This is a genomic window from Citrobacter tructae (assembly GCF_004684345.1).
GTDB lineage: Bacteria > Pseudomonadota > Gammaproteobacteria > Enterobacterales > Enterobacteriaceae > Citrobacter > Citrobacter tructae.
In genome coordinates this window covers 105,335-121,510 of the sequence record NZ_CP038469.1, presented here as the reverse complement: position 1 = coordinate 121,510, position 16,176 = coordinate 105,335, and the positions used below count along the sequence as shown (strand labels likewise).

At 52.6% G+C, this 16,176-nt stretch carries 13 protein-coding genes; 5 read left to right on the top strand and 8 right to left on the bottom strand.

The genetic code is table 11. The features are described 5' to 3' along the window. Positions 1–61 precede the first annotated feature (61 nt). Positions 62–445 carry a biofilm formation regulator BssR gene (gene bssR, locus E4Z61_RS01175; protein ID WP_135321161.1) on the bottom strand — a complete coding sequence of 128 codons (384 nt, stop codon included), beginning with the start codon at positions 443–445 and terminating at the stop codon, positions 62–64. Between the two features lie 231 nt (positions 446–676). Between bssR and E4Z61_RS01170 the strand changes: the two genes are divergently transcribed. Next, positions 677–1,603: a LysR family transcriptional regulator gene (locus E4Z61_RS01170; RefSeq protein ID WP_135321160.1), complete on the top strand. Its 927-nt coding sequence runs from the start codon at positions 677–679 to the stop codon at positions 1,601–1,603. Between the two features lie 32 nt (positions 1,604–1,635). Here E4Z61_RS01170 and glgP read toward each other — a convergent pair whose 3' ends face one another. After that, complete coding sequence (gene glgP / locus E4Z61_RS01165) at positions 1,636–4,086, bottom strand: glycogen phosphorylase (protein WP_135321159.1); 2,451 nt, start codon at positions 4,084–4,086, stop codon at positions 1,636–1,638. Positions 4,087–4,567: 481 nt separating this feature from the next. Here glgP and rimO point away from each other — a divergent pair, with 481 nt between their 5' ends. Then, positions 4,568–5,875 carry a 30S ribosomal protein S12 methylthiotransferase RimO gene (rimO, locus tag E4Z61_RS01155; RefSeq protein ID WP_135321157.1) on the top strand — a complete coding sequence of 436 codons (1,308 nt, stop codon included), beginning with the start codon at positions 4,568–4,570 and terminating at the stop codon, positions 5,873–5,875. Between the two features lie 78 nt (positions 5,876–5,953). Here the strand turns inward: rimO and gsiD are convergent, their stop codons facing one another. Genes gsiD through iaaA form a run of 5 tightly spaced genes read right to left on the bottom strand, consistent with a single transcriptional unit; the run spans position 5,954 to position 12,221 of the window. Beyond that, entirely contained in the window at positions 5,954–6,865 is a 912-nt protein-coding gene (gene gsiD / locus E4Z61_RS01150) for a glutathione ABC transporter permease GsiD (RefSeq protein WP_096757731.1), read from the bottom strand. 2 nt (positions 6,866–6,867) lie between these two features. Continuing rightward, complete coding sequence (gene gsiC, locus E4Z61_RS01145) at positions 6,868–7,788, bottom strand: glutathione ABC transporter permease GsiC (RefSeq protein WP_135321156.1); 921 nt, start codon at positions 7,786–7,788, stop codon at positions 6,868–6,870. A 47-nt stretch (positions 7,789–7,835) separates the two neighbouring features. Continuing rightward, positions 7,836–9,374, bottom strand: coding sequence for a glutathione ABC transporter substrate-binding protein GsiB (gene gsiB / locus E4Z61_RS01140; protein ID WP_135321155.1), 1,539 nt, complete (start codon positions 9,372–9,374; stop codon positions 7,836–7,838). A 23-nt stretch (positions 9,375–9,397) separates the two neighbouring features. Further along, positions 9,398–11,269, bottom strand: coding sequence for a glutathione ABC transporter ATP-binding protein GsiA (gene gsiA, locus E4Z61_RS01135; RefSeq protein ID WP_135321154.1), 1,872 nt, complete (start codon positions 11,267–11,269; stop codon positions 9,398–9,400). Continuing rightward, a complete protein-coding gene (iaaA, locus tag E4Z61_RS01130) occupies positions 11,256–12,221 on the bottom strand; it encodes a beta-aspartyl-peptidase (protein ID WP_135321153.1) in 966 nt (321 codons plus the stop codon). The genes gsiA and iaaA overlap by 14 nt, the downstream gene beginning before the upstream one ends. Positions 12,222–12,422: 201 nt before the next feature. Here iaaA and moeA point away from each other — a divergent pair, with 201 nt between their 5' ends. After that, the gene (moeA, locus tag E4Z61_RS01125; RefSeq protein ID WP_135321152.1) at positions 12,423–13,658 is read left to right on the top strand and encodes a molybdopterin molybdotransferase MoeA; all 1,236 of its coding nucleotides are present in this window, start codon (positions 12,423–12,425) and stop codon (positions 13,656–13,658) included. A 2-nt stretch (positions 13,659–13,660) separates the two neighbouring features. Beyond that, positions 13,661–14,410: a molybdopterin-synthase adenylyltransferase MoeB gene (gene moeB, locus E4Z61_RS01120; RefSeq protein ID WP_135321151.1), complete on the top strand. Its 750-nt coding sequence runs from the start codon at positions 13,661–13,663 to the stop codon at positions 14,408–14,410. A 70-nt stretch (positions 14,411–14,480) separates the two neighbouring features. On the opposite strand, the gene fsa is transcribed toward moeB, so the two are convergent. Beyond that, on the bottom strand, positions 14,481–15,143 hold the full coding sequence (fsa, locus tag E4Z61_RS01115; RefSeq protein ID WP_135321150.1) for a fructose-6-phosphate aldolase: 663 nt from the start codon (positions 15,141–15,143) through the stop codon (positions 14,481–14,483). A gap of 132 nt (positions 15,144–15,275) precedes the next feature. Between fsa and E4Z61_RS01110 the strand changes: the two genes are divergently transcribed. Further along, positions 15,276–16,175: a glycyl-radical enzyme activating protein gene (locus E4Z61_RS01110; RefSeq protein ID WP_135321149.1), complete on the top strand. Its 900-nt coding sequence runs from the start codon at positions 15,276–15,278 to the stop codon at positions 16,173–16,175. Position 16,176: the final 1 nt, after the last annotated feature.

Here is a 16,176-nt window from a genome sequence, read left to right as displayed (position 1 = left end):
GCACGATATCCCGTGATTTTTACACAATCTTAACGAAAAGGGGGAGCGCCCTCCCCCTGGTTCAGACGTGTTCCAGCGTTGAGTACATTTGCAAACTCTGGATACTCAGCGTCAGCGTTGTCAGGCAGTTTTCAAGTTTCTCTGCGTTAACGGCGATATAGGTCGGACAATCGTGATGTCCACTCATCAGACAAACAGCGGCGGCGGCTAACGCCCCTTCAGCACGGCGCAGGGCATTCCACTCTTCCTGATCAAGATGCATACCGTGGAGCTGTGATTGGTCGTGTAGTTCGCGATTCAGGGCAAAAAAATTATCACGCAGACGATCGCTCTCACTCACTGACATATACCCTTTCGCTTTCCTCAACAACAGATAAGCGGCGAGATCGATGCGGGCGTTTATCAACTTGTTGAGAAGATCGGTTCTCAGTCTGTCAACAACCATACCTTGTTCCTCCTCTTTCCAACCATCATGCAACTTAATAGTATGGTTGTTTTTTGAACAAATTGATGCTCTACATCAATAAACCCTAATTGATTAACATTATTTACAATGTTACAACTTACAGCGGAGATCGCTGTAATTGCGTACACGGAAAAAGTCTGTCTCTGACGTAGTGAAAATTTTTTGCTATACCTGATGGGTTACTGTCGTGACACGGATGATGAGGGGTCTATGTCCAAAGCACATGATGCCGAGAAGATACGCACGTTATCAAAGATAGACCTGAATCTGCTGACGATCTTCTGTTTAATCTATAGCGTCGGGAGCATCACCCGCGTCGCTGACATGTTGAATATTTCACCCTCAGCCGTCAGCCAGTCGTTAAGAAAACTGCGCGAACTGATGGGGGATAATTTATTTGTCCGCAGCGGCAATGCGCTGTTACCAACCGTCTACTCCGACGAGCTTTATGATAATGCGATCCCGATTATCGATAAACTGTCGTTACTGATGCCACATACCTCCCCGGCATCCAAAAAAAGGCTCACGCTGTATACGGAATCGTTTATTTCACCCATCGTTATTCCCGACGTCACGGAAAAAATAATCAATAACAACGCAGATATCAGTCTCTTACATCTCACCGCCGATTTAAATGAACAAAGCATTATCGAACTGCTAACGATGCGCCAGGCTGACGTTGTTTTTTCTACCTTTTCCGTTGAGTCTGGCAGTATTTCCTGCCAAAAAATATGTGATATGCGGCTGGTGCTGGCGGCGTCAAAAAATAATACGTTATATGGTAATTCGATCAGTGAGGAAATGTTCAGAAGTGCGAATCTGGTGGGCTACAATACCAAAAATGAGAAAATTATTTATCACCGAAGCATCGTTGATAAAAAATTCAGAACCGGAGATCGTTGTCTGCTGACCTCTTCTTTTACCTCGATACTCACTATTGTGGCAAATACCCAATGTTTAGGAGTGATCCCGGAAAAAGTTTTTGCTACACATGCGCATCTTTATAGCTTGAAAGAAATAAATACGCCGTTCCCGTTACCACAATTCAGTATTTTCGCCTCGTCGCGTAAAGAAACCAATACCCATAATATTCTGGCACCGATTCTTGCCGATTTACAAGCATCCTCCCTGCCCTGAAAGTCAGGGAGAATGTCCATTATGATTAAGAGTTAGATACGGATATTGGTAATACGCCAGATATTATCGGCATATTCCTGTACCGTTCTGTCCGACGAGAAATACCCCATATTGGCAATATTATGCAACGTTTTCGTCGTCCACTCACGAGGAGTACGATACAGCTCATCCACCGTATCCTGGCAATCGACATAACTGCGATAATCCGCTAACACCTGGTAATAGTCACCGAAGTTAATCAATGAATCCAGGATGTTCTGATACCGCCCAGGCTCCTGCGGGCTGAACAGGCCGGTGCCAATTTGCGTCAGTGCCTGATGCAGTTCAGCATCATTCTCAAAAATCGTTCTTGGGTTATAGCCGTCACGTCGTAAAGCTTCAACTTCCTGTGCCATATTGCCAAAGATAAAGATATTATCTTCACCGACATATTTCTGCATTTCAATATTCGCGCCGTCCAGCGTGCCAATGGTCAACGCACCATTTAGACCAAACTTCATGTTACTGGTGCCGGAGGCTTCGGTTCCCGCCAGTGATATTTGCTCGGAAAGATCGGCAGCTGGAATGATCAACTGCGCCAGGCTGACACTGTAATCCGGGATAAACACCACCTTCAGCTTGCCGCCGATTTGCGGATCGTTATTTACCCGCTGCGCCACATCGTTAATTAAGCGAATAATTTGTTTCGCCATGTGATACGACGAGGCGGCCTTGCCAGCAAAGATATTCACGCGAGGAACCCAGTTTTCATCCGGCGCGGCTTTAATACGGTTGTAGCGGGTAATAATATGGAGCACATTCAATAATTGCCGCTTGTACTCATGGATGCGCTTCACCTGTACATCAAACAGGGCTTCAGGATTCACCACTATCCCGTACTGAGTGGCAATATGGTGCGCCAGCCGTTGCTTATTTTTGTGCTTCGCGCGATACACCGCGTCATTCACGCTCGGATAATCAAGATACTGCTTCAACTCTGCAAGCTGCATCAGTTTGGTGCGCCAGTTCTGACCAATATTCTCATCCAGTACGCTCGCCAGCGGCGGATTAGCCAGCGCCAGCCAGCGACGGGCCGTCACGCCATTCGTCACGTTGGTGAACCGCATCGGAAAGATACGCGCGAAGTCGGCAAACAGTGATTCCGTCATCAACTTTGAATGTAATGCTGACACCCCGTTCACTTTATGGCTGACCACCACGGCCAACCAGGCCATCCGCACCACCCGGCCATGCGATTCATCAATTAACGAGACCCGTTTGAGCAACTCACTATCATCGTGATATTTGTCCTGAACGGATTTCAGGAAGCGATCGTTAATTTCAAAAATAATTTGCAAATGACGAGGCAGGATCCGGCTCAGCATTTCCACCGGCCATGTTTCCAGCGCTTCGCTCATCAAGGTGTGGTTGGTATAGGAGAAGATCTGACAGGTCACGTCAAACGCATCATCCCATGCGAATTGATGGTTATCGATTAACAGACGCATCAGTTCAGGGATCGCCAGAACCGGATGGGTATCATTAAGGTGAATCGCAATTTTATCGGCCAGATTATGGTAGGTTTTGTGCAGTTGGTAATGACGACTCAATATATCCTGAATCGTTGCTGAGGCCAGGAAATAAGCCTGGCGTAAACGCAGTTCACGCCCCGCATCGGTGGAGTCATCCGGGTACAGCACCCGCGAGATCTTGTCAAAGTGGTATTTGTTTTCCACTTCAACGGCAAAATCATCATTCAGATTCACTTTGCCTGAATTAACTTCGCTATTAACCTGCACATTCCACAAGCGCAAGGTATTGGTAGTGTCGGTGGCATAACCTGGGACAATCTGGTCATGCGCTACGGCCAGAATATCCTCGGTCTCAACCCAGCGGGTTTTACTGCCTTCCTGCTGAATACGGCCACCAAAACGCACCTTATAGTGGGTATTATGACGCTTAAACTCCCATGGATTCCCGTATTCCAGCCAGTAGTCCAGCGACTCCTTTTGTACCCCGTTGACGATACTTTGTTTGAACATACCGTAGTTATAGCGAATACCGTAGCCACATCCTGGCAAGCCCAGCGTGGCCAGCGAGTCAAGGAAACAAGCAGCCAGTCGCCCGAGGCCGCCATTGCCAAGCCCGGGGTCATTTTCTTCATCAATCAGCTCTTCCAGATCCAGTCCCATGGCCTCGAGTGCGCTGTTCACTTCGTCATAAATCCCTAAAGAAAGCAGCGCATTAGACAAAGTACGTCCAATCAAAAACTCCATCGACAGGTAATAAACCTGACGAGCGTCCTGAGAGAATTGCGCCCGGTTTGAACGGTGCCAGCGTTCGACCATACGATCGCGGACGGCATATAGCGTTGCGTTTAACCATTCGCGCTTAGTCGCAATCGCAGGATCTTTACCAATCGTAAATAAGAGCTTATTGGCAATATCATCCCTGAGTTTATCAACATCAATATCAGCGGCTGTAGGAAGGGGGGAAATATACATATCAACGTTACCTCTCAGAACAGGACAGGACAGGACAGGGGCAGAAGAATAGAAGAAAAATAAATTAAAAGTGGATTTATAAGCGTTTATTATTTTGCGGGCTCACTTTATGACGAGTAATGGAATGAAGTTCATTCATTAATAAACGCCAACTTAAACCGGTAGCGAGAGAAATATAATATAAGCTCACGCCATTAGCATAAAGGGTTCTCGCCATTTTAAGTTTTGACTGCAAAGCAATGTCTTTCAAATTTAACCTCATGGATAACGCTCGATGAATTAAATTTATAAGACTTCTTCTCTATAGCCAAGAAGTGACACTTAAAGCCGGAATTAGACTCTCTAAACACCTTTCTGCTGTCGGTAAATCATTTACCGGGATTCCCCTTTATGGCATCCGACTTCTGATCATCAGATATAGATGTCGCACGAAGGCATCTGTATAATCCCCCGATTACGAGCAATGTACAGTATAAGAAAAATGGCAAAAATTGGTTTTATTTCACTAGGTTGTCCGAAAAACCTCGTTGATTCTGAGCGCATCCTGACTGAACTTCGTACCGAAGGTTATGACGTAGTGCCGAATTACGACGATGCGGATATGGTTATCGTTAACACCTGCGGCTTTATCGACAGCGCTGTACAAGAATCGCTGGAAGTGATTGGCGAAGCACTGAACGAGAATGGCAAGGTGATTGTCACCGGTTGTCTGGGCGCGAAAGTCGATCAGATCCGTGAAGTCCACCCGAAGGTGCTGGAAATCACCGGACCGCATAGTTACGAGCAGGTTCTGGAACACGTTCACCATTACGTGCCGAAACCGAAGCACAACCCGTTTCAGAGTCTGGTTCCTGAGCAGGGCGTCAAGCTGACTCCGCGTCATTACGCCTATTTGAAAATCTCTGAAGGTTGTAATCACCGCTGCACGTTCTGCATCATTCCGTCCATGCGCGGCGATCTGGTGAGCCGCCCGATTGGTGAGGTGCTCAGCGAAGCCAAACGTCTGGTTGATGCGGGCGTCAAAGAGATCCTGGTGATCTCACAGGACACCTCTGCTTACGGCGTGGATGTGAAGCACCGCACCGGTTTCCATAACGGCGAGCCGGTCAAAACCAGCATGGTTGATCTGTGCGAGCAGTTGTCGAAGCTGGGGATCTGGACCCGTCTGCACTATGTTTACCCGTACCCGCACGTCGATGATGTCATTCCGCTGATGGCGGAAGGTAAAATCCTGCCGTATCTGGACATCCCGCTGCAGCACGCCAGCCCGCGTATTCTGAAGCTGATGAAGCGCCCAGGTTCCGTAGACCGCCAGTTAGCGCGTATTAAGCAGTGGCGTGAAATCTGCCCTGAACTGACTTTACGCTCAACGTTCATTGTCGGCTTCCCGGGTGAAACCGAAGAAGACTTCCAGATGCTACTCGACTTCCTGAAAGAAGCACGCCTGGATCGCGTCGGCTGCTTTAAATACAGCCCGGTAGAAGGTGCAGGGGCCAATGAGCTGCCAGACCAAATCCCGGAAGAGGTGAAAGAAGAACGCTGGAATCGCTTTATGCAATTGCAGCAGCAGATCTCTGCTGAACGTTTGCAGGAAAAAGTGGGCCGCGAAATTCTGGTCATCGTGGATGAAGTTGACGAAGAGGGCGCGATTGGTCGTAGCATGGCTGACGCCCCGGAAATCGACGGCGCGGTGTACATGAATGGCGAAACAAACGTGAAGCCTGGCGATATCATCCGCGTGAAGGTTGAAAACGCAGACGAATACGATCTGTGGGGCGCCCGCGTTTAACGCGTTGTAAACCCGGTAAGCTTGCACTACCGGGCCTATTACCGGATGGCGGCATACATGCCTCATCCGGCCTTGTTTCTACCCTTTTATCTTCGGGTCCAGCGCATCGCGCAGACCATCCCCCAGTAAGTTAAACGCCAGCACCGTCAGGAATATCGCCACCGCAGGAAAAATCGCCACGTGTGGGGCAATCACCATATCCGCCCGTGCTTCGTTGAGCATCGCGCCCCACTCCGGAGTCGGTGGCTGGGCACCCAATCCCAGGAACGACAAACTCGCGGCGGAGATTATCGACGTCCCGATGCGCATAGTAAAAAAGACCACGATCGACGAGACCGTTCCCGGCAGAATATGGTTGAAGATGATGGTCGTATCGCTGGCACCAATGCTGCGCGCCGACTCAATAAAGGTCTGCTGTTTGAGGACTAGCGTATTACCACGCACCAGTCGCGCAAAGGCCGGAATGGAGAAGATGGCTACGGCAATAATGACGTTAGCAATACCGCTTCCAAGTACCGCCACCACCGCTATCGCCAGTAGAATACCCGGAAAAGCGAATAACACATCGCAAATGCGCATAATCAGCCGATCCCACCAGCCTTCGTAATAGCCTGCCAACAAGCCCAGTACCGTACCTATCGCCGCGCCAATAAAAACGGCAAAAACCCCCGCCGCCAGCGAAATTTGCGCGCCAACCAGCACACGGCTAAAAATATCCCGCCCCAGCGAATCGACGCCAAACCAGTGCAGCATCGACGGTCCGTCATTGAGGCGGTCATAATCGAAGTAATTCTCGGCATCAAACGGCGTCAGCCAGCGGGCAAATATCGCCACCAGAATCAAGGCCAGCACAAATAATCCGGCGATCATCGCCACACGCTGGCGACGAAAACGCCGCCAGAACTCATGCCACGGTGTACGGATCTGTTCAGGCTTAACGAGCGGCATTGCATTTAAAATCGCCTGTCGGCGCCAGTTAAAAAATCGCATCCTTACTTGTACCTGATAGCCGGATTAATGGCGGCATAGAGCACATCCACCACTAAGTTAATAAGAATAAACTCCAGAGAAAACAACAACACCTCGGCCTGAATCACCGGGTAGTCTCGCATTTCGACAGAGTCCACCAACAGTCGTCCGAGCCCTGGCCAGTTGAAAACTTTCTCAACCACAATGGAGCCGCCAAGCAAAAAGCCAAACTGCAACCCCATCATTGTCACCACCGGGATCATCGCGTTACGCAGACCGTGTTTTAACACCACCCATGTTTCACTCACTCCCTTTGCCCGTGCAGTGCGCATGTAATCTTCGCTAAGCACATCGACAAACGAAGCGCGGGTAAAACGCGCCAATACCGCCGCCACCGCCGCACCCAGCGTGATGGAGGGGAGAATATAATGCTGCCATGAATCCGCACCCACGGTGGGTAGCCAGCCGAGTTCCACGGAAAAAATCTGCATCAACAGCATGCCGAGGGCAAACGCCGGGAAGGAGATCCCGGTGACCGCCAGCGTCATACTCAACCTGTCTGGCCAGCGATTTCGCCATACGGCGGCGATGATCCCCGCTGTCATGCCAAACAATACCGCCCACGTCATGCTGGCAATCGTCAACCACAGTGAGGGCATAAAGCGGCTGGCAATCTCTTCGGCAACCGGACGACGCGACACCATAGAGGTGCCAAAGTCACCTTGCAGCACATTCGTCATGTAGTGCCAGAACTGAAGATGCAGCGGCTGGTCCAGACCCAACTGTTGGCGCACCAGTTCAATAACCTCGGCGTCGGCCTCCGGCCCGGCAATCAACCGGGCCGGATCGCCAGGCAGCAGATGAACAAACAAAAACACCAGCACCGCAACGATCAGCAGAGTTGGAATTAACCCCAGCAGGCGCTTGAAAACATAATTAAGCATCAGACTCCCTTCGGCGGCCCCCGGTGCTCAGGGGCCGAGTGAATAGCTTATTGCAAATCCGCATCATCAAAACTAAATCCGGTGTCCGGCATAATCCAGAATCCGGTCAACTTTGTGCTGTGTGCAGAGATCAGTTTCTCTACCACCAGCGGGATCCACGGCGACTCTTTCCAGATGATATCCTGCGCATCTTTGTACAACCGCGCTTTTTCGCCAGGATCGTTAGTTTGCAGCGCAGCGGCTAAATCGCTGTCCACCTGCTTGTTACTGTAAAACGCAGTGTTAAACAGCGTTGGCGGCCAGTTTTGTGATGCAAATAGCGGCGACAGCGCCCAGTCAGCTTCACCTGTTGACGCAGACCAGCCGGTGTAGAACATTCGTACCCCGCTCTCTTTCTGCGCTTTACCTTCAACTTCCGCTGCCCGCTGCCCGGCATCCATCGCCGTAACCTGTGCTTTGATCCCCACCTGCGCTAACTGCTGCTGGGTAAATTGCAGCACTTTCTGCGCTGTGCTGTGATTATGTGATGACCAAAGTGTGGTAGTAAATCCGTTGGGATAACCAGCCTCTTTCAGCAATTCACGGGCTTTCGCCGGATCGTACGGCCACGGCGTATAGCTTTGCGCGTAGGCGATTGCTGGCGGAAGCACGCCGGTAGCCGGTGTGGCATAACCGGCAAAAGCCACTTTGACCAGCGCCTGGCGGTTGATGGCATAGTTCAGCGCCTCGCGCACCTTCGGGTTATCAAACGGTTTTTGCGTCACGTTCATGCTGATGTAGCGCTGCATAATTGACGGACTGGCAACCAGTTGCAGGTTTTTATTCTTCGCCAGTAACGCGGCTTGCTCGTAAGGGATTGGAAAAGCGAACTGCGCCTCGCCGGTCTGCAGCATCGCCGCTCGGGTGTTATTGTCCGTCACCGGACGCCAGGTAATCGTATCAAGCTTCGGCAAGCCCTGCTGCCAGTAGCCGGGGAACTTTTTCACCTTCACAAAATCGGTCTGATTCCAGGTTTCAAGCTGGTACGGCCCAGTACCAACAGGATGGAAGCCGATATCTTTACCGTATTTTTTTAGCGCCGTCGGAGAAATCATCGCCGTTGCCGGATGCGCCAGAATATTGATAAACGCCGAGAACGGCTGTTTTAGCGTAATTTTCACCGTCGACGGATCGACGACCTCGGTTTTATCAATATTTTTATACAGGTTATACCGCTTAAGATGATTTTCCGGATTGCTGGCCCGCTCAAGATTAGCTTTGACCGCCTCAGCATTGAAATCGGTGCCATCCTGAAACTTCACCCCCTGACGCAGTGTTACAGTATACGTCAGGCCATCATCAGAAACGGTGTAGCTTTCTGCCAGCACATTTTTCAGCTTCATCTCTTTATCGAGGCCAAACAGCCCCTGATAAAACGATTTCGCCACCGCCTGCGACAACGTGTCGTTCGCGTCATACGGATCGAGCGTAGTGAAATTGGACCCTACCGCCACCACCACATCTTTTGCCGACCAGGCAGGGGATGCTGCCAGTGCTGAAGCAACCCCCAGCGCAACCAGCCATTTTCGAGCAACAATTTGTCTCATGTTATTCTCCTGAACCCTGCCTGTTATAGACGCAAAAGCGCATTTTCCGCCTGCGGACGCGCAACATAATGCCCCGGCCCCACTAACTGGAGTGACACGGGGGAAATTTCTTCACCGCGTTTGCGGATATTGCTGGGGATATCATCCGACAGCAGCACGCGCTGCGGCCGCTGATGTGACGGATCGGCAACCGGAACCGCCGCCATTAATTTTCGGGTGTACGGGTGCTGTGGATTTTCAAACACCGCCCGACGGGGGCCAATCTCGACAATTTGCCCCAGGTACATCACCGCTACACGGTGGCTGATACGCTCGACCACCGCCATATCGTGAGAAATAAACAGATAGGCGATACCCATTTCCCGCTGTAGATCGAGCAACAAATTGATAATCTGCCCGCGAATCGAGACATCCAGCGCCGAAACCGATTCATCGGCAATGATCACTTTTGGATTGAGCGCCAGCGCCCTGGCAATACAAATACGCTGACGCTGACCGCCGGAAAACTCGTGCGGATAGCGCCAGGCGTGTTCAGGAAGTAACCCTACACGCTCCAGCAGCCACGCGACCCGTTTCGCTGCGGCATCCCCCTGCAATAAACCGTGAACCCGCAGCGGCTCCAGAATGGAGTAGCCTACCGTCTGGCGCGGATCGAGCGACGCATAAGGGTCCTGGAAAATAAACTGGATATCACGGCGTAGCGGTTGAAGCTTGCTGCTGGCCAGCGTGTCAATGCGCTGCCCGTTGAAGGTGATCTCACCGCGCTGTGACTCTACTAATCGCAACAACGCCCGCCCGGTAGTCGATTTACCACAGCCGGACTCTCCCACCAGCGAGAGCGTTTCGCCAGGCCACAAATCAAAACTGACGTTTTCCACCGCATGTACCTCGCGGGTCACGCGATTGAGAATGCCGCTACGCAGCGGAAAACGCGTCACCAGATTACGCACCTGCAGAATCGGCTCGCCCTCCACCACCGTGTCCTGTTCGGTTTGTGGCTCACAGTGGTCGGGATCCTGCAGCGAAATCAGCGGGAAACGGCGCGGAAGGTCATACCCACTCATCGCTCCGAGTTGCGGCACGGCAGCCAGAAGCGCTTTAGTATAAGGGTGTTGCGGGGCGTGAAAAATTTGCTCAACGCTACCGGTTTCAACAGCTTCTCCCTGATACATCACCAGTACGCGGTCGGCAATATCGGCAACAACGCCCATATCGTGGGTGATAAAAATCACCCCCATGGACATGTCCTGCTGTAACACTTTAATCAGTTGCAGGATCTGCGCCTGAATGGTGACATCCAGCGCCGTGGTCGGCTCATCGGCAATCAGCACCGCAGGACGGCACGACAGCGCCATGGCAATCATTACCCGCTGGCGCATACCGCCAGAAAGCTGATGCGGAAAACGCGATAAAATGGCCCTCGACTCCGGTATTCGCACCTGATCGAGCATCCGTTTGGCCTCTTCCATCGCCTCTTCACGGCTTGCTCCCTGATGCAAACGAATGGACTCGGCAATCTGCTCACCCACGGTGAACACCGGATTAAGCGATGTCATCGGCTCCTGGAAGATCATGGCAATATCTGCGCCGCGCACATGACGCATCTGCGACCCGCTTTGTTCACCCAGTTCAATCACCTGCCGGTTGCGTCGCCGAAGTAGCATTTCATCACAGTTGACCTCACCGCCCGCCTGTTCAATCAGGCGCATTAGCGACAGCGCAGTGACCGACTTTCCTGAACCGGATTCACCAACAATCGCCAGCGTTTCCCCACGCTTGAGGCGAAATGACAGATTGCGCACCGCACTGACCCGATTCCGCTCTTGCTCAAACGCAATATTCAGATTGCTGACCGCCAGTACATCGTTGACGTCAAGCTCATCACTGTGTGGCAACGGTATCTCCTTTCTCCCGGTAAATACCGGTGGTTGGCGTATCGCCAGCGTATCCCCAGGCACGGTACATGCCTTCGCTATTAAACGGTAAGGCCACATTGCCTTCATGATCGACGGCAATAAGCCCGCCACTACCACCCAGCGCCGGTAATTTTTCCATCACCACGCGTTCGCACGCCTCTGATAAGCTCAGTCCGCCATAATCCATCAGCGCGGCGATGTCATAAGCCGCCAGCGCGCGAATAAACACTTCTCCGGTTCCGGTACACGAGACCGCCACGCTGGCGTTATTGGCGTAACAACCGGCACCGACTAACGGGCTATCCCCGACGCGTCCAGGCAGTTTGTTAGTCATGCCGCCAGTCGACGTCGCCGCCGCCAGATTACCGTCCTTATCCAGTGCCACCGCACCGACGGTGCCCATTTTGTTGCTCTCATCCAGCGGCGTACCGCCATGATCAAGCACCGTTTCTCCTGTCGCACGTGCTGCCAGTAGCTGGGCATACCGTTCTGGCGTCGAGAAAATATCCGCGCTAACGCGTTCCATGCCCTGCGCGAAGGCAAAGTTTTCCGCCCCTTCGCCTATCATCATGACGTGCGGACTTTTTTCCATCACCAGACGGGCCGCGAGGATCGGATTACGCAGGTGGCAGACTCCAGCGACGGCTCCCGCCTGCAGCGTATTTCCGTCCATCACGCAGGCATCCAGTTCATGGGTTTCATCACGGGTATATACAGCGCCAATTCCGGCATTAAACAGAGGGCACTCTTCTAGCAAGCGCACGGCTTCGGTCACCACATCCAGCGCACTTTGTCCCGCCTCCAGCATACGTTGCCCCACGTCAACGATATCTGACAACGCCTGTATGTAACGCAATTCCTGTTCCTGACTCAGCTGCGTGCGGGTTATTGCGCCAGCGCCGCCGTGAATTGCAATGACTGCTTTGCCCATTTTTGTCGTCCATTAAGGTGGCAGGAAACGTGGTTATAAATAGCAGAATTTCTGTGAGTTATTGATTCGATTTTTGAATATAGAAAGATGCAGACGTCATGTAAAGATAAAGGCCCGCACCTAAGACTGAGGTGGCATACTGTCTACGCCTGTTTTCTGACATAATGACCGGATTCGATTTTGCCTCGCAGGAGTCTTCTCATGGAATATACCGCCGGACTGATGCCGCTCGAAACGGCACTCTCACAAATGCTGTCGTCTGTTACCCCTCTCACCGCCGTTGAAACGCTGCCGCTGGTGGAATGCTTTGGTCGCGTGCTGGCAACGGACGTCGTCTCGCCAATTGATGTGCCGGGGTTCGATAACTCAGCAATGGATGGCTATGCGCTGCGTTTAGCTGATCTGCAATCCGGTCTGCCGCTTGCGGTGGCCGGTAAATCCTTTGCCGGACAGCCTTTTCACGGGGAATGGCCTGCGGGGACCTGCATCCGCATTATGACCGGCGCGCCGGTGCCTACCGGTTGTGAAGCCGTGGTGATGCAGGAGCAAACGGAACAGACTGACGGCGGAATTCGTTTTACCGCTGATGTCCGCAGTGGACAAAATATTCGTCTGCGTGGTGAAGATATTGCTAATGGCGCGGTGGTATTCCCTGCCGGGACTCGCCTGACAACCGCCGAGCTCCCGGTGCTTGCCTCGCTCGGTATTGCCAATGTACAGGTCGTGCGCAAAGTGCGCGTGGCGCTGTTTTCCACCGGTGATGAGCTGCAACTGCCAGGCCAACCGTTGGGCGACGGACAGATTTACGACACCAACCGCCTGGCCGTACACCTGATGCTGCAACAACTGGGCTGCGATGTCATCAACTTAGGTATTATCCGCGACGATCCTCACGCCCTGCGCGCGACGTTTATCGAAGCCGACAGCCAGGCCGATGTGGTGATAAGCTCCGGCGGCGTGTCGGTCGGGGAAGCAGACTACACCAAAACCATTCTGGAAGAACTGGGTGAAATAGCCTTCTGGAAACTGGCTATCAAACCGGGTAAACCGTTCGCTTTCGGTAAACTGAGCAACAGCTGGTTTTGTGGCCTGCCGGGCAATCCAGTATCTGCCGCCCTCACTTTCTATCAGTTGGTGCAACCGCTGCTCGCAAAACTGAGCGGCAACACCGCCAGCGGATTACCGCCACGCCAGCGCGTACGCACCGCATCACGTCTGAAGAAAACGCCAGGCCGTCTGGATTTTCAGCGCGGAGTATTACAGCGCACGGCAGATGGCGAACTAGAGGTCACCACCACAGGCCATCAGGGTTCGCATATTTTTAGCTCCTTCAGCCAGGGCAACTGTTTTATCGTCCTTGAACGCGATCGCGGTAACGTTGAAGCCGGAGAATGGGTCGACGTTGAGCCGTTTAACGCGCTGTTTGGGGGCCTGTAATAATGGCGGAACTCAGCGATCAGGAGATGCTGCGCTATAACCGGCAAATCATCCTGCGCGGCTTCGACTTTGAAGGTCAGGAAGCGCTAAAAGAGGCGCGGGTGTTGGTCGTTGGTCTGGGGGGCCTTGGCTGCGCCGCGACCCAGTACCTGGCGGGCGCGGGCGTCGGGCATTTGACCCTGCTCGACTTTGATACCGTGTCGGTTTCCAATCTCCAGCGCCAAACGCTGCATAGCGACGCAACCGTCGGGCAGCCAAAAGTTGAATCGGCGCGCGATGCGCTGACGCGGATTAATCCACATATCACCATTACGCCGGTGAATGCACTGCTCGATGATGCCGCGATGCATGCGCTGATTGTAGAACATGACCTGGTGCTGGACTGCACAGATAACGTCACGGTGCGCAACCAGCTCAACGCCGCCTGCTTTGCCACAAAGACTCCACTGGTATCCGGTGCAGCCATTCGTATGGAAGGACAAATCACCGTCTTTACGTATCAGGAGGGTGAAGCCTGCTACCGCTGTCTGAGCCGCCTGTTCGGTGAAAACGCCTTAACCTGCGTGGAGGCCGGCGTGATGTCCCCGCTGATTGGTGTAATCGGTTCGCTGCAGGCGATGGAGGCCATTAAGCTACTGGCAAACTTCGGTAAACCGGCAAGCGGTAAAATCGTGATGTACGATGCGATGACCTGCCAGTTTCGGGAAATGAAGCTGATGCGCAATCCCGGCTGTGAGGTGTGCGGGTTGTAATATTGCCGGATGATGGCGTTATCTTATCCGGCCTACAAAGCAAGAGTCGTAGGCCGGGTCAGCATTCCACTTAAATCGACGTACGTCCAAACGCGCTCTGCCAGTCATGTTCGAACTTCGCCACGGCAGCATCAACGGCTGGAGAGCTAATCATCTGTTGAGCGACATCCAGCGGCAGTGTGATGGACTCGCAGCCGGCCAGCAGGCAGTCCAGCGCCTGACGTGGTGTTTTGAAACTGGCTGCCAGTACTTTGGCGTGCGGAGCATGCATTTTCAGTAAATTCTGCAGATCGGTCACAGTCTGGATGCCATCGCCGCCCTGAGCATCCACTCGGTTAACGTATGGCGCAATGTATTCCGCCCCTGCCAGCGCCGCCAGCAGTCCCTGCGCTGCACCGTAGACCGCAGTACCCAGCGTCGGGATCCCTTCTTCTTTCAGTAACTTAATTGCCGCCAGACCTTCTGCTGTGACCGGTACTTTCACCACGATATCCGGAATGATTGCCTGTAGTTTACGCGCGTCACTGACCATCCCTTCAGCGGTCGTCGCCATCACCTGCGCAAACAGACGGCCTTGCCCGCCCATCGCTTCCTGCAATTGCGGCAGTAACACTTCCAGCGTCTTTTTACCTGCCGCCACAATGCTTGGGTTAGTGGTCACCCCTGCCAGCGGAAAAACACGCGCCAGAGTTTTGACCGCATCAACATCAGATGTATCCAAATAGAGTTCCATAACCTGTCCTCAAACGAATAATTAGCATGAATTAAAGGTAGCACGACGAAACCGCGCGGTTAGTTGACGCACGTCAATATAACTTTCATTCGAAAGTAATTTAATCTTTATACGAAAGATAAGAGGCCGCTTATGATTTTCAATATCCAGCGTTATTCCACCCACGATGGTCCCGGTATCCGTACCGTAGTGTTCCTTAAGGGATGCTCCCTGGGCTGTCGCTGGTGCCAGAACCCGGAGAGTCGTGCCCGTACACAGGATCTGCTGTACGACGCTCGCCTTTGTCTGGACGGCTGTGACCTGTGTGCTCAGGCTGCACCTGACGTTATTGAGCGAGCGCTGAGCGGCCTGCTTATTCATCGCGAAAAACTGACCGATGAGACTCTCACCGCGCTGACCCACTGCTGCCCAACCCAGGCGCTTACCGTCTGCGGTGAAGTAAAAAGCGTGGAGGAGATCATGTCCACCGTGCTGCGCGATAAACCCTTCTACGACCGCAGCGATGGCGGGATAACGCTTTCCGGCGGTGAACCGTTTATGCAGCCGGAGCTGGCTGCGGCGTTGTTCAAAGCCAGCCACGATGCGGGCATTCATACTGCGGTCGAAACCTGCCTGCACGTGCCGTGGAAGTATATTGAGCCTTCGTTAGCGAACATCGATCTGTTTCTTGCCGATTTAAAACACGTCGCCGATACGCCGTTTAAGCAGTGGACCGATGGCAACGCCGCTCGCGTGCTGGAAAATCTAAAAAAACTGGCCGCTGCCGGTAAAAAAATGATTATTCGCGTACCGCTGATTCAGGGTTTCAACGCCAACGAAGAGGCCATTAAAGCCATTACCGATTTTACCGCCGATGAACTTCACGTCAGCGAGATTCATTTTTTGCCCTACCACACCCTGGGCATCAACAAATACCACTTACTCAGTCAACCCTACAACGCCCCGGATAAACCTCTTGATGCGCCTGCGCTGCTCGAATTTGCCCAGCAGTACGCCAGCCATAAAGGCTTAACCGCGACCCTACGAGGATAAC